Consider the following 14,924-nt stretch of genomic DNA (forward strand, 5'->3'; position numbering starts at 1 on the left):
CATGTATCTTAGTAGAGATTAATATTCTCAATGAGCTTATTCTCTTTAAAAAAAAAGAAACCTATAATCGGCTTGACTCTATCAGGCGGAGGGATGCGCGGAATCGCCCACATCGCTGTTTTAAAAGCTCTGGAAGAATATAATCTGAAACCGGATATTATTTCAGGAACCAGTGCCGGATCGATTGTAGGAGCTTTCTATTCTTTCGGAAAAACTCCGGATGAAATGATGGATATTGTGAGGCAAACCACTTTTTTTTCGAGATCATATCTGAGATTATCTAAAAACGGGATTTTTAGTTCGAATTTTATTTTAAAACTACTTCGGGATTACTTTCCTGAAGACAACTTTAACATTCTGAAAATTCCTGTATTTGTAACCGCTACCGAAATGACCCACGGAATTGTAGATTTCTTTTCGGAAGGAGAACTTTTTGCTCCATTATTAGCATCATCAAGCGTTCCGTTTGTCCTTCCTCCTGTAAAAATGGGTGAAAAAATATATGTTGATGGTGGGGTATTAGATAATCTTCCCATTGAACCAATTATCGATAAATGTGATTTTCTGATCGCATCCCACGTTAATTCCATCAGTTATGACAGCCTTGAAAATATGAGTTTAATGAAAGAATTTGACAGAATATTACACTTAGCAATAGCAAAGTCGGTATATTCCAAAGCCAGTTCGTGTGATATATTTCTGGATCCTCCTAAAATGACAAAGTTCAGTTTATTCAATAAAAAATCTCTTGACAGTATGTTTCAGCAAGTATATGAATACACCTGTAAAGAACTTGAGGCAAAGGGATATAGGAAAAATTAATTTTATTCTGTTCAAAAAAACAATTAAAAATAGTGCTCCAAAGTAAAATAAAAATTCTGCATTTTTTCTGAACCTGAATAGAAGTTTCCCGTGTATTTTGGGAAGCATAATCCTCCGACACATACCCTTATTACAACATCAGTTCCGTCAACATGGGTTCTATTACCTGCTTCTTCAATAGAATAATAATCACACCAATCAAATCCCTCTATTAAAGAATTCCAAATATTTTTATCGGTTTCTGTTTTTACAACATCCCCTTTAGAATTCTTTGAAATTACAAAATTTTTATCAATTGTCACTTCAGACCAATCTCCGTAAGGTGAGGCATGACTAATAAAAATTTTATCCGGTTTCTTATTATTATCAATTGAATAGTATTTTGAAATAGTCTTATTATCATTAATGAAGTAAATATCATTCCCAATAAAGCCTATATTCACACTTTCTGAAACCTTATCGAATTTAAAATCTTTAAAATCACCATTTTTGTATAGAACACCTAATGTCCCATCTTTTTTTACAGCTCCGATTATTTCACTGGAACCACTTGCGATGACATCAACTTTAAAGGATGTTTTTACCATAAGTTTCCCGCTCCAATCAAAGTAAAACCAATGTTTACCTTTTCTAAAACCTAAAAAAGACTGAATATTTCTCTTATTTTGTTTGTTAAAAGGAATTACTTCATCATACTCATAAGGTACAATAACCTGTGTAGAAAGATCTTCTAAGCCGTATTTCCCATTTATCTTTGCCAAAATAAAATTTTCTGACACAGAAACAACAGTATCATACTTAGCAGGAAACTGAAGTTCCCCCAATCTGTCCTGACAAGTGATTCCGTATTTAGAATTTTTAGATTTATATATACTCAAGGATCTGAGACTTCTGAATTCACTGCTTTCATCCTCCGATCTTTTTTTTATAGCATCATACGAATGAACATACCGATTATTAAGCCTGACTTCATTGGGATAATTGGGATTCAAGTGCGGTTTTCCTTTAATAAAATCAAAAATAGGTTCCTTTATCAAAAAATCACCTTTTCTGTTGATTACATTATATTTATCATCATATTTTACCACGGCTACATCCCGAAAAAAGGGATAAGCTTCCTGAAAATGTATCGGATAAATATTTTTCCCAGAAGAAATATTTATAAAACTAAAACCTCCGTCTTTATAAACCGGTTTTATTGTATCTGCGGTATTTGAATATTGTTCCAGAATATCCAGACTGAACGGAAAACAATTTTGTGCAAAAAAAGTTTCAGAAAATATGATGACAAAAAATAGAAATATCTTTTTCATTCACCAATATATTTAAATTTTACAGAGACTCTTCTTCTACCCTAGCTTTAAAAGTTTCGATTGTTTCCGGTAAGGACTGGTTAGATTTACCTCCTGCAGCATTAATATGCCCACCGCCATTGAAGTACTTTCTTGAAAACTGGTTTACATCCATATCATCTTTACTTCTGAATGAAATTTTCACAAAATCTTCATAAAGATCTTCCATAAAGAATGCAGACATTTTCACGCCCATGATACTTAGCCCATAATTTACAAAACCTTCTGTATCTCCTTTCTGGAAGCCGTATTCTTTAAGTTCATTTCTTGTTAATGATAAAATAGCAACCTTTCCGTCTTTTACCACTTCTATTCTCGCCAATACCAAAGCAAGAAGATGTAAACGGGAAACCGTATTTGTATCCCAAGTACTTGAGGTAATAAACGAAGGATCGGCACCTTTTTCAATCAGGTTTGCAATAATTCTGTGAGTCGCCGCACTGGTGGATCTGAAACGGAAACCTCCGGTATCTGTCATTATTCCTGTATAAAGACATTCTGCAATATCTTTATTGACTAATTTTTCATCACCCATCACTTCGATAAAGTGATAAATCATCTGGCAGGTTGCAGGAATTACAGTATCAGAATATACAAAATCAAATTTTTCAGGCTGCTGATGGTGATCAATTAAGATCTTTTTTGCCTTAGCATGTGTCAGCCAGTCTCCTAAAATTCCGATTCTGGAAGGAGAATTAAAATCTAAACAAAAAATAACATCAGCTTCATTAATAATATCAAAGGCTACTTTTCTTTTATATTCACCAATGATCGCTTTCTTGGATTCCGGCATCCACTTCAGAAATTTCGGAAAATCATTGGGTACAACGATTTCTGCCTCGATCCCTTTTGCTTTCAAATAGTGCTTCAGACCCAGACTGGAACCAATAGCATCACCATCAGGATTGTAATGGGTAAGAATAACTATTTTGTTGTCGGGAGTAAGCAGCGTATTGATTTCTAAAAGTTCCGCAGGTGTAAACATCATTATGTTTATTTTTTTGTTTAATTTTGAGTCTCCAAAGATAGAGCTTTTAAATAAATCATTAATATTATTTTTGAATATAACGGAATTCGTTTTCCAGTGAGGATTTGTAAGAAATTTGATAAAAAACATTCAAAAAAAAAGTATTAAAGTTTGCATCTTCTAAAAAATTCTATATCTTTGCAACCTGAAAATTAATAGATAATTACGATTTAAACATATAGTAATGAGTAAAAGAACATTCCAGCCATCAGAAAGAAAAAGAAGAAACAAACACGGTTTCAGAGAAAGAATGTCTACGCCAAATGGAAGAAGAGTTTTGGCTGCGAGAAGAGCTAAAGGCAGAAAGAGTTTAACTGTAAGTGCTGCACGCGCTAAGAGATAATCTTTTTATTATCATATACAAATCATGCTTGAAAAGAAGTTTTTCAGGCATTTTTTGTTGTTAAAATTTCCTAAAATATACTTTCTTTAGAGTTCTTTTTACTATTTTTAAAAGCTGAAAATATTTTTAGAAATAGTACTTTAAAATTGAATTATGCCACATACAAATATCGCCGGAGATAATATCATAAGTTTACAACACGCAAAAATTGCGCAAAAAAACTTCACTGTTCTTTCTGATGTTAATTTAAACATTAAAAAAGGTAGATTCTGCTATCTTATCGGAAAAACAGGTTCTGGGAAAAGTTCACTTTTAAAGACACTTTACGGACACATCCCATTGGCTGCAGGCCACGGTGCTGTAGTAGGTTTTGATTTGGAAAAAATGAGAACTTCTGACATTCCGAACCTGAGAAGAAAGCTGGGAATTGTATTTCAGGATTTCCAGTTATTATCAGACAGAACGGTAGAGAAGAATTTGAAATTCGTTCTTGAAGCAACCGGCTGGAGCGATAAAATAAAGATGGAAGACCGAATCAATGAAGTTTTATCAAGTGTAAATATGAAAAGCAAAAAGCACAAAATGCCTCACGAACTTTCCGGAGGAGAACAACAGCGTGTTGCCATTGCCAGAGCTTTATTAAACCACCCAGACCTTATTTTAGCAGATGAACCCACAGGAAATTTAGATCCTGAAACTTCAAACGAAATTATGACCCTGCTAAAACAGGTTGCTCTTGAAAACGGAGCTGCCGTAGTAATGGCAACTCACGATTATCATATGATCCAGAACTTTCCAGGTGAAGCAATCCGATGCGAAGATGGAAAGGTTTCCGTGCTGGATACAGCAGAATTATTTGAATAGTTTTTACATACAATCTATATCATAAAAAAAGAGTTGCATTGATCATATCGCAACTCTTTTTATTTTTAGTTTAAACGTTTTCGTTTTAAACGCTATTTTTAAAAACATGAAATTCTTTTGTAAGCTCCAGATATTGATCGGAATACTGCCTTGGGCTTTTTTCTATTATAAACTCCCGCTCCTCGAGCTCTTTAACCATCGAAGAAAATTCCAAAATCAGTCTTTTTATTTTTGAATTTTCAATTCCTTTAATGAAAATTCTTTTACTTAAAAATAAGCGATTTTTTTCAGCAATCTCTACAAAAACATCATCTGCTTCCACAGGAATGATTACAGAAAAAACTCCTTTTTCAGAAAGCAATATCGCTGATTTTGATATTAATTGCTGAAAATTAAGCTCCACTGTCTGCCGGGCAATTTTATCCTTTTCAGAACCAGATTCTTCAAAATAAGGAGGGTTTGAAACAATGAGATCAAATTTATCTTCAGTTTTGAAATTTTTAAAATCCTGAAAAACATTTTTTAATCTTAACTTAAAAGGTGAGTTTTCAAAATTGATCTTGGTCAGATTTGCAGCCTCTTCATTAATGTCAATTCCTAAAAATTCAGCATGAACATTTCTTTGAGCCAACATGAGCGAAATCAAACCTGTTCCTGTCCCTATTTCCAGAACTTTTTCAGCATGATCAATACATGCCAAGGCACCCAGCAAAACACCGTCTGTTCCCACACGGAAAACGTTTTTAGATTGCTGAATCTCGAATTGTTTAAATATAAAAGATTTCACTATAAATTGGTAGGCAGTGTAATCGTAAATGTTGATCCTTTTCCTTCTTCAGATTTTACGGTAATCTCACCTTTATAATCTTCCACCATTTTTCTTACCATTGATAAACCAAGCCCCATTCCACTGTTTTTTGAAGTAAAATTAGGTTCAAAAATCCTTTCATACATATTTTCTGCAATACCAATTCCATTATCCTGAACCGAGATCATAACCCTTCTTTGATGCTGTTCGACATCTACATTAATAATTAATTTACGTTCATCACTTTCTGCCTGCTTGGCATTGGTAACAAGATTTGTAATAATTCTGGACAGATAAATTCTATCCATATTAATCATAATATTACCTTTATTGGAATGCATAAAAATGCTGTCATCATTAAACACCCGCAGAATATCTTCAACTTCAGTATTTAAATTAATAACCTCATTATTCTTTTCAGGAAGCTTGGCAAATTCTGAGAATGCAGATGCAACAGTGGCAATCAAATCAATCTGATCGACCATTGTTTTACTCATCTGTCTTACTTTTTCTTTAATATTCGGGTCTTGAGGATCAAATTTTCTTTCAAAGTTCTGAATGGTGAGCTTCATCGGCGTCAAAGGATTTTTCACCTCATGAGCAACCTGTTTTGCCATTTCACGCCACGCTTCCTCCGAAGCTTTGAAACGAAGCCTTTCTTTCTGATCCTGAATCTGAAGAATCATTCTGTTATACGCTCTCGCCAGTGCGTTAAGCTCATCATTTTTATAGTATCTGATAGGATGCATATCATTTTCAAACAAAGTGATACGGGTAATCATATCAGAAAACTTGGTGATTGTTTTCGCAAGGCTGTTTGAAGTAATCCAGCTGATCCAGACACTAAAAAGAATAAGGAAAAAATCGACAAGTAAAATATACTTCACATACTGATGCAGAACATCATAGTAAGCAGATTCATTATGATAAAGCGGAATATAAATAATAGCAATCGGTTCCAGCTCATTATTTTTAAGAACAAGATAAGAGGAAGTAAAGACAGCATCTTTAGCCTGGTCATATCCTCTGATATCAACTCTCGCATCCGTTGCCAGAATTTTATTAACAATAGTAATCGGAATAGTCTTCTGCTCGATCAGACTTTCATCTTTATTGGAGAGAAGATAGTTTCCTTTTAAATCATAAATAACAATATCATGCTGATTGATGTCTGCAATTTCAAAAATTTTGTTCTCTAAAACTTTTGGAAGATCCTTTGTGTCAATAGTAGATCTGCTGACAGCATAATCCAGATAACGCATAACCGCCATCGTCTTATCCTGCATATCGATCCTGCTTTGCTGCAAAGAATTATTCCTTAGCACAAAATAAGGAACCAAAGAAACCGCAATAACACTTAAAAGACATACCAGCAAGAAACCGAAAAACACCCGATTTCTTAAGCTATATCCTTTATATTTATTAATTGCCATCCTGCTTTTTAATTAACTTAGCAATATACTTACCAATTATATCAAATTCTAAATTAACTTTATCTCCGGATTTTAAATGTTTCATATTGGTGAACTCCCAGGTATATGGAATGATCGCAATTGAAAACTGAGAATCTTCACTTTTTGCTACCGTCAAACTTATTCCGTTTACCGTGATAGATCCCTGAGGAACTGTTACAAAGCTCCCGTTGTCTTCGTACTTGATCGTAATGAAATAACTTCCGTCTTTATTTTCAATACTTACGACCTCTCCCGTCTTGTCAACATGCCCCTGAACAATGTGCCCATCAAGTCTTCCATCCATTTTCATGCAACGTTCAAGATTGACAACGCTTCCAACTTCCCAATTTCCAAGATTGGTTTTTTCAAGGGTTTCGTTGATTGCTGTTACTACATATTGGTCGCCTTCAATTTTCACAACAGTTAAACAACATCCGTTATGAGCAAGACTCTGATCTATTTTTAATTCATTCGTGAACGGGCAGGTAAGAGTAAAATCGATGTTACTTCCATTTTCTTCAATCTTCTCAATAACTCCAACTGCTTCAATAATTCCTGTGAACATATTATTTTTTGCTAAATTTGTAAATTATAATCTTCAAAGATAATCAAAATGAGCCCAAAAAACCATAAAGTACGAGTAGGAATTTCAATCGGAGATTTCAACGGCATCGGTCCCGAAATCATCATGAAATCCCTTGCAGACAAAACCATTACGGATTTTTTCACCCCGGTAATTTTTGGTTCGGGAAAATTATTTACTTATCAGAAAAACATTTTTAAGTTAAATCTTAATTTCAACTATATCAACGAGGCTTCACAGGCACAGGCAGGAAAACTGAATATGGTAAATCTTGTGAAAGACAATGTGACTGTAGAATTGGGAGCTCCCACGGAAGAATCTACCAAAATGGCGATTGATTCTCTGGAGGCGGCAACAGAAGCTTTATTAAAAGGCGAGATAGATGTTATTGTAACCGCTCCGATCAATAAAGACGAGATGGTGAAGATGGGCTTTAAACACACCGGACACACCGGCTATTTTGAAGAAAAATTCAATAAAAAAGGATTAATGTTTCTGGTAACAGAAGATCTTAAAGTGGCAGTTTCAACACACCACATTCCTATTGCAAAAGTAGCCGAAAACATTTCTAAAGAAAAAATAAAAAAACAAATCAGAGTATTAAACCAGACTTTGATTGAAGATTTCAATATTTCAAGACCTAAAATTGCTGTTTTAGGATTAAACCCTCACTCCGGAGACGGAGGTGTGATTGGAAGCGAAGAAATTGAAATCATAGGCCCTGCAATCAAAGAACTTTCAGACAATGGAATTCTTGCTTTTGGCCCATTCCCTGCTGACAGCTTCTTTCAACCGAATAAATACAAAAGTTTCGATGCTGTTTTAGCCATGTATCACGATCAGGGACTGGCTCCTTTTAAAACTCTAGCTTATGAAGAAGGAGTAAATTATACAGCCGGACTTCCATTTATCAGAACTTCTCCGGATCACGGTGTTGCTTATGATATTGCAGGAAAAAATATTGCTGATCCACAAAGTTTTACAGAAGCTATTTTCACTGCTATTAAGATTTTCAAGCACAGAAGTGAATACAATGACCTGATGAGTAACAGACTGCAGCCAAGAAAAATGGCTATGGATAATGGAATCGACGAAGATCTGCCGGATGAAACTGAAGGTTAATTTTTTAAAAGAAATTTTAAAGTAATTTGTTATAAATTTTATTTGTTATTATAAAAAAATTGCATATTTTTGCACACTCATTTTATGGACAAGTTAAGAAACTATGACGTAAGCTTTTCCGGACTTAAAACCGGCAAGCACGAGTTCAGGTTTGAGATAGATAAAGAGTTCTTTCAATTATTTGACACTGAACAGGAATTTACAAATCCTAAAATCACAGTAGATGTCTTATTAGATAAACATTCTACTTTTTTAGAATTTGAGATAAAAGTAAATGGAACGGTAGCATTAGTTTGTGATATTACAAACGAAAACTTCAATCATCCCATTGAAAATCAGATCGGCGTATTAGTAAAATTTGGCGAAGAATATGACGACAGCGAGGAAGATGTTATTACAATTCCTTCTAATGATCATGCTTTCAACATTGCACAACTGATTTACGAAAATGTGGCTCTTTCAATACCTATGAAAAAGATATCACCTAACGTAACTGATGAAGATCTGGAGATTCTTGAAAAATTCAGTCCAAAAGAAACTGAAGAAGAAGAACCTAAAAGTGACCCGAGATGGGATGCACTTAAAAATTTAAAGAATAAAAATTAAAAATAATTTAAAGATGATGAGATGATGAATCTCATCGCTCATCAAATTAAAAAAGTTATTACAAAATGGCACATCCAAAGAGAAGACAGTCGTCTACAAGAAGAGATAAGAGAAGAACTCACTACAAAGCTGTAGTTCCTCAATTAGCTAAAGATGCAACAACAGGAGAAATGCACCTTTACCACAGAGCTCACTGGCATGAAGGAAAACTTTACTACAGAGGTAAAGTAGTATTGGAAAAAGAAGTAGCAACTACTGAAGAAAACTAAGAGTCGTTTTTCATCGAAAAACACCCGTTTTAATACAAAAACCGTCCGATTTTGATAAAATTTGGCGGTTTTTTGTTGTTTTTTATGTTTTTTTGGTATCTTTGAAAAAAATCAAATATCAATTTTATGGACATTAAAGACATACAAAATCTTATCAAGTTTGTATCTAAGGCAGAGGTTTCTGAGGTGAAGTACAAAACTAAAGATTTCGAAATCACTATTAAAACTCCATTAGCTGGAAGCGAAGTTACTTATGCACAACCTGCAGTTTATCACACTGCTCCTCAACAAGTAGCTGCTCCTGCACAAGCTCCTGCCGCTGCTGCTCCGGTTGCTGAAAAAGCTGAAGCTGCATCTGATGACAGCAAATATGTGACGATTAAATCTCCAATGATCGGAACTTTCTACAGAAAGCCATCTCCAGATAAAGACGTATTCGTAAACGTTGGTGACGAAGTTTCTATCGGTAAAACGGTATGTGTAATTGAAGCAATGAAATTATTCAACCAGATTGAATCTGAAGTAAGCGGAAAAATCGTTAAAATTTTAGTTGACGATGCTACTCCGGTAGAATATGACCAACCTTTATTCTTAGTAGATCCATCTTAATTTAGAAGTTAGATGTTAGACATTAGATGTTAGAAGAAGGAGGAGGGAAATCAGATGCTGGAAGTTTACCAGCTTTGATTTTATCCCACTCACATCATCGCATCACCGCATTATCTAATTTTCAAATTATCTAATTTTCAAATTTAAGAAGATGTTCAAAAAAATATTAATTGCCAATCGTGGCGAAATTGCAATGCGTATTTTACGTACTTGTAAAGAAATGGGAATCAAAACTGTTGCGGTATACTCTACTGCCGACAAAGACAGTCTTCATGTAAGATTTGCTGACGAGGCTGTTTGTATTGGTCCTGCAATGAGTAAAGACTCATATCTTAAAATCCCTAACATTATTGCTGCTGCAGAAATTACAAATGCAGACGCCATTCACCCAGGTTACGGATTCCTATCTGAAAATGCTAATTTCTCAAGAATCTGCCAGAAGAACGGTATCAAATTCATTGGTGCTTCTCCTGAACAGATTGAGAAAATGGGAGACAAAGCAAATGCTAAAGCTACCATGAAAGCTGCAGGTGTACCTTGTGTACCTGGTTCTGACGGATTGATCGAGTCTTATGAGCACGCTGTAAAAACGGCTGAAGAAACAGGTTATCCGGTAATGATCAAAGCTACTGCCGGTGGTGGTGGAAAAGGAATGAGAGCTGTCTGGAAAGCTGAAGACCTTAAAGATCACTGGGAATCTGCTATTCAGGAAGCTGTGGCTGCATTCGGAAACGGAGGTATGTACATGGAAAAACTTATTGAAGAGCCTAGACACATCGAAATTCAGGTTGCAGGAGACCAATTCGGTAAAGCTTGCCACCTTTCGGAAAGAGACTGTTCAGTTCAAAGAAGAAATCAGAAGTTAACAGAAGAAACTCCTTCTCCTTTCATGACTGACGAACTTCGTGAGAAAATGGGTGAAGCCGCTGTAAAAGCAGCAGAATTCATTGGGTATGAAGGAGTAGGAACGATTGAGTTTTTGGTTGACAAACACAGAAATTTCTACTTCATGGAAATGAATACGAGAATTCAGGTGGAGCACCCAATTACTGAACAGGTAATCGATTATGATCTGATCAGAGAACAGATTCTTTTGGCTGCAGGAACTCCAATTTCTGGAATCAACTATTATCCGAAATTACACTCCATAGAATGTAGAATCAACGCGGAAGATCCTTATGCTGACTTCAGACCTTCTCCGGGAAAAATCACAGGATTAAACATTCCTGGCGGTCACGGTGTAAGAGTAGATACTCACGTTTATTCAGGATATACAATTCCATCTAACTACGACTCGATGATTGCAAAATTAATCACGACGGCTCAAACCCGTGAGGAAGCGATCGCAAAAATGAGACGTGCTTTGGAAGAGTTCTATATTGAAGGCGTAAAGACAACAATCCCTTTCCACAGACAACTGATGGATAATGAAGATTATCTTGCAGGAAATTACACGACAAAATTCATGGAGGATTTTGTAATGGATAAAAAATATGATAATCACTAAGATTATTTAATATAAAACTTTTTAATAATCCGTCTTACATTTATTTGTACGACGGATTATTTTTTCTTGTTATCTTTGATTTAAATGACCGTCTGTATGAAAAAAATTTACCTTCTTTTTCTATTTATATTCTCCATTTTAACCTATTCTCAATTCAAAAAAATTACACGAATCCATAACGATACAATTTTTAATACCAACAGCAATAAGAAAGAATATCCTTTCGAAGGAAGGTTTCTTCTGACTGGCGAATTCATGCCTGTAAAAAAAGATTCTACAATTAAGCTCGCTAAAGTTCTTACAGCTAATGGCTGGGGCTTGATCAATGAAAAAGGAGAAATCGTACTTGCTCCTCAATATTTTAATATTTCAGAATTTAGAAATGGCTTGATCAACGCAACTCTTCTCGTTCCGAATCAATCAGATAAAAATCAGTTGGACCAATGCCATGCCCTGTTCAACGTTCAAGGAAAAATGGTCACACCCAAATGTTATTACAGAAATGATATGGAAAATGATGGATTTGGAGAACTCCGTATCAAAAACACCTCTGAATTGGCAGAAGGTCTTATCAAAGTCCGTACGAATAAATTTATGAGTATTTATAACGATAAAGGAGAACAAATTATCCCTGCAGAATATTCAGATATAACATTTTCCGGAAAATATTTTTTAGCTCAGAAAGAAACTCCCAAAAGGCATTTCGACATTTATGACAACACAGGGAAAAAGATTAAAACAATAGAATCAGCAGATGTTTATATCACCGGACATCTTGCTCTGATCCGAAACAATTGGAAAACTTATATCGAAAATCTGGTCACCGGCAAAAAATATTTTGAAGATCAGATTAACAGCTTAAGTCCAGTAAGCTATGAACAAGACCGAGACGATGAGAAAATTATACTGTTTGCCACGAATTATGCTGATGGAAAATATGGAGATGTAAAATCTACTTCATACATTAACAAAGATTATGAAATCATACACCATAACATATTTACAAAAACGTTACAAAAAATTGGAAAAGAAAACATCCTTGCCGAGAATCCTGAAAACAAAGATATTGCTCTCTTAGATTATAAAGGAAAAATTGTACAGCAATACAGCTATGAAGAATTTAATAATTACAGTTCTTTAAGCAGTAACGGATATCAAAACGAAAAAAATCTGCAGGAAAATTTATACAAACATTTTCCATTATGGTCGAAATACTCGATGTCATCGCCAGCAACGGAATTAAAAGATTTTTATGTGATTCTGATAAGAAATAAAAACAATCCCAACAATAATGAAAATATATTCATTCAGAAAGAAAGCGGAAAAATTCTCCATCGAATTAAAAGAAACGCATGGTATTATGATACTTTTTCTAAAAGTAAATATCTTATAGCCCAAATCGAAAATTCTTACGCTATTACCGATATCAAAGGAAACATTTTAAAAACTTCAAAAAGCGGACAGGCTTTTCATATTTTTATGGATCAGCTTTTTATTGAAGAAAACGAATACAAATATCCAACAGATCAAAACTTTAATCCAATTTATACTAAAAAGTATTCCAACATCGAACAAATAAAATATTCTACCAATTACATTGCAACCCGATCACAGAAAACAGAAATCTACAATGGTAAAGGAGAAGTAATTCAAACCATTGACGGATCAATGCCGAATTATTCGGATTATTATTTTAACAGAGATTATCTGATCATCCACACCGATAAGAGCAAAGGAATTTTCAATAAAAAAACGATGAAACCTTTGTTGCAATTTAATTTTAAATCAACCTATGACGGTCAGATAGATGCCGGACTTTTCGTTCATGAAGAATACAACGACACATCCGTCATTAAGACTTACATTGATCCCTATATGAATGTGGTTAAAATCACGTATTAATCTTTAGATTTCAGTCTTATGAAATTATTGCACTTTGCTTTTCTTCTTTTATGAAATTGACAAAAAAAGATTATCTTTTGATTTATGACAGAAAAAATATGGATTTATTGATCTTAAAAATAAAAATGACCGATTATCATTATTTACAAAAGATAACAGTACCAAATCACAAAGCCTTAGAGGTGTTTGATATTATAAAAACACTTTTAAAAATACAATTCAAAAAAGATTACTTTAAAACGGGCAATATAGGATTTTATAAAAACGGGCTTTTTGTTTTCACGGAATATAATTTTGTTACCGATCAATATGGAAACCTGATAGATATGAGCCAAACAGAAGTATCTTTTAACTAAAGTAAATTTTAAAATATTTATCCTTAAATTTGTCCAAAACCAAATATATATGTCAACAGTAGAAACAGCAAAAAACTCACAATATTTTATTGACCTTGAAGACCAGTACGGAGCACACAACTATCATCCTTTACCAGTTGTTTTAGACAAAGGAGAAGGTGTTTTTGTATGGGATGTTGAAGGCAAAAAGTATTATGATTTTCTTTCAGCATATTCTGCTGTGAACCAAGGGCATTCTCATCCGAAAATTGTTGACGCTTTAGTTGAGCAGGCAAAAAAATTAGCTTTGACTTCAAGAGCTTTCTACAATTCAAAATTGGGAGAATATGAAAAAAAGATTACTACCCTTTTTGGTTTTGATAAAGTTTTACCGATGAACTCCGGAGCTGAAGCAGTGGAGACCGCTGTAAAATTAGCCAGAAAATGGAGCTACGAAGTAAAAGGAATATCAGAAAACGCGGCGAAAATCGTTGTTTGTGAAAATAATTTTCATGGGAGAACAACGACTATTGTTTCTTTCTCCAATGATCCGGACGCCAATCAGAACTACGGACCTTTTACTCCCGGTTTTATTAAAATTCCTTATAACGATATTACAGCATTAGAAGAAGTTTTGTCCAGAGAAGCCCAAAATATTGCAGCATTTTTGGTAGAACCTATCCAGGGAGAAGCAGGAGTATATGTTCCTGATGAAAATTTCCTAAAAAACGCTTCTGAGCTTTGTAAAAAATATAATGTCCTTTTCATTGCCGATGAAGTACAAACCGGTATTGCAAGAACAGGAAAATTAATAGCATGTCATCATGAAAACGTTCAGCCTGATATTTTAATTTTAGGAAAAGCGCTTTCCGGAGGAATGTATCCTGTATCTGCGGTATTGGCAAATAATGAGATCATGAACGTTATTAAGCCAGGACAACACGGCTCTACTTTCGGTGGAAATCCGATTGCCTGTGCAGTGGCAGTGGCTGCTTTAGATGTTGTTGAGGAAGAGAAATTATCTGAAAGAGCCGAAGAACTGGGACAATTATTCAGATCTGAAATTGACAAACTAATTGAAAAGACTGATTTGATTACGAAAGTAAGAGGTAAAGGCTTACTGAACGCTATTTTGATCAATGATACTCCCGACAGTTCTACAGCCTGGAATCTTTGTTTACAATTAAAAGAAAACGGATTACTGGCAAAACCTACTCACGGAAATATCATCAGATTGGCTCCCCCGTTGGTTATTACGGAAGAACAATTGCTTGACTGTGTAAAAATTATTGAAAAAACTATTTTAGATTTCAAAAAATAA

The 14,924-nt window shown here is 34.4% G+C and carries 16 protein-coding genes; 11 read left to right on the forward strand and 5 right to left on the reverse strand.

The genetic code is table 11. From position 1 onward, the window contains the following. The first annotated feature begins 30 nt into the window (after positions 1 to 30). A complete protein-coding gene (locus M2373_RS10300) occupies positions 31 to 822 on the forward strand; it encodes a patatin-like phospholipase family protein (protein ID WP_259110360.1) in 792 nt (263 codons plus the stop codon). Positions 823 to 845: 23 nt separating this feature from the next. Here the strand turns inward: M2373_RS10300 and M2373_RS10305 are convergent, their stop codons facing one another. Next, entirely contained in the window at positions 846 to 2,135 is a 1,290-nt protein-coding gene (locus tag M2373_RS10305; RefSeq protein WP_259110363.1) for a WG repeat-containing protein, read from the reverse strand. Positions 2,136 to 2,154: 19 nt separating this feature from the next. Then, a complete protein-coding gene (locus M2373_RS10310) occupies positions 2,155 to 3,159 on the reverse strand; it encodes a bifunctional oligoribonuclease/PAP phosphatase NrnA (RefSeq protein ID WP_259110520.1) in 1,005 nt (334 codons plus the stop codon). A 226-nt stretch (positions 3,160 to 3,385) separates the two neighbouring features. On the opposite strand from M2373_RS10310, the gene rpmH reads away from it, so the two are divergent. Together rpmH and M2373_RS10320 are read left to right on the forward strand one after the other, a co-directional pair. After that, positions 3,386 to 3,544, forward strand: a complete 159-nt coding sequence (gene rpmH / locus M2373_RS10315; RefSeq protein ID WP_039365072.1) for a 50S ribosomal protein L34 — start codon at positions 3,386 to 3,388, stop codon at positions 3,542 to 3,544. Positions 3,545 to 3,697: 153 nt separating this feature from the next. Continuing rightward, a complete protein-coding gene (locus M2373_RS10320; RefSeq protein WP_259110373.1) occupies positions 3,698 to 4,408 on the forward strand; it encodes a cell division ATP-binding protein FtsE in 711 nt (236 codons plus the stop codon). A gap of 85 nt (positions 4,409 to 4,493) precedes the next feature. Here the strand turns inward: M2373_RS10320 and M2373_RS10325 are convergent, their stop codons facing one another. Genes M2373_RS10325 through M2373_RS10335 form a run of 3 tightly spaced genes read right to left on the reverse strand, consistent with a single transcriptional unit; the run spans position 4,494 to position 7,235 of the window. Further along, the gene (locus M2373_RS10325; protein WP_259110376.1) at positions 4,494 to 5,195 is read right to left on the reverse strand and encodes a tRNA1(Val) (adenine(37)-N6)-methyltransferase; all 702 of its coding nucleotides are present in this window, start codon (positions 5,193 to 5,195) and stop codon (positions 4,494 to 4,496) included. Then, a complete protein-coding gene (locus M2373_RS10330; protein WP_259110379.1) occupies positions 5,195 to 6,649 on the reverse strand; it encodes a HAMP domain-containing sensor histidine kinase in 1,455 nt (484 codons plus the stop codon). Before M2373_RS10330 ends, M2373_RS10325 begins: the two co-directional genes overlap by 1 nt. Beyond that, positions 6,639 to 7,235, reverse strand: coding sequence for a riboflavin synthase (locus M2373_RS10335; protein WP_259110382.1), 597 nt, complete (start codon positions 7,233 to 7,235; stop codon positions 6,639 to 6,641). The genes M2373_RS10330 and M2373_RS10335 overlap by 11 nt, the downstream gene beginning before the upstream one ends. 48 nt (positions 7,236 to 7,283) lie before the next feature. On the opposite strand from M2373_RS10335, the gene pdxA reads away from it, so the two are divergent. The 8 genes from pdxA to rocD all read left to right on the forward strand — a co-directional run bounded on the left by pdxA (position 7,284) and on the right by rocD (position 14,924). After that, complete coding sequence (gene pdxA / locus M2373_RS10340; protein ID WP_259110385.1) at positions 7,284 to 8,375, forward strand: 4-hydroxythreonine-4-phosphate dehydrogenase PdxA; 1,092 nt, start codon at positions 7,284 to 7,286, stop codon at positions 8,373 to 8,375. Between the two features lie 84 nt (positions 8,376 to 8,459). Further along, positions 8,460 to 8,981, forward strand: coding sequence for a DUF177 domain-containing protein (locus M2373_RS10345; protein WP_259110388.1), 522 nt, complete (start codon positions 8,460 to 8,462; stop codon positions 8,979 to 8,981). Between the two features lie 65 nt (positions 8,982 to 9,046). After that, on the forward strand, positions 9,047 to 9,250 hold the full coding sequence (gene rpmF / locus M2373_RS10350; RefSeq protein ID WP_034678990.1) for a 50S ribosomal protein L32: 204 nt from the start codon (positions 9,047 to 9,049) through the stop codon (positions 9,248 to 9,250). A gap of 126 nt (positions 9,251 to 9,376) precedes the next feature. Next, complete coding sequence (gene accB / locus M2373_RS10355) at positions 9,377 to 9,859, forward strand: acetyl-CoA carboxylase biotin carboxyl carrier protein (RefSeq protein WP_259110393.1); 483 nt, start codon at positions 9,377 to 9,379, stop codon at positions 9,857 to 9,859. Positions 9,860 to 10,010: 151 nt separating this feature from the next. Beyond that, positions 10,011 to 11,366 (forward strand): acetyl-CoA carboxylase biotin carboxylase subunit, encoded by a 1,356-nt coding sequence (accC, locus tag M2373_RS10360; protein WP_259110395.1) that lies wholly within the window; start codon positions 10,011 to 10,013, stop codon positions 11,364 to 11,366. Positions 11,367 to 11,462: 96 nt separating this feature from the next. Next, positions 11,463 to 13,268 (forward strand): WG repeat-containing protein, encoded by a 1,806-nt coding sequence (locus M2373_RS10365; protein ID WP_259110397.1) that lies wholly within the window; start codon positions 11,463 to 11,465, stop codon positions 13,266 to 13,268. A gap of 98 nt (positions 13,269 to 13,366) precedes the next feature. Then, entirely contained in the window at positions 13,367 to 13,624 is a 258-nt protein-coding gene (locus M2373_RS10370) for a hypothetical protein (RefSeq protein ID WP_259110399.1), read from the forward strand. Between the two features lie 49 nt (positions 13,625 to 13,673). Then, positions 13,674 to 14,924, forward strand: coding sequence for an ornithine--oxo-acid transaminase (gene rocD, locus M2373_RS10375; RefSeq protein WP_259110401.1), 1,251 nt, complete (start codon positions 13,674 to 13,676; stop codon positions 14,922 to 14,924).

Origin of the sequence: Chryseobacterium sp. JUb7 (assembly GCF_024806495.1) — a bacterium.
Lineage (GTDB): Bacteria > Bacteroidota > Bacteroidia > Flavobacteriales > Weeksellaceae > Chryseobacterium.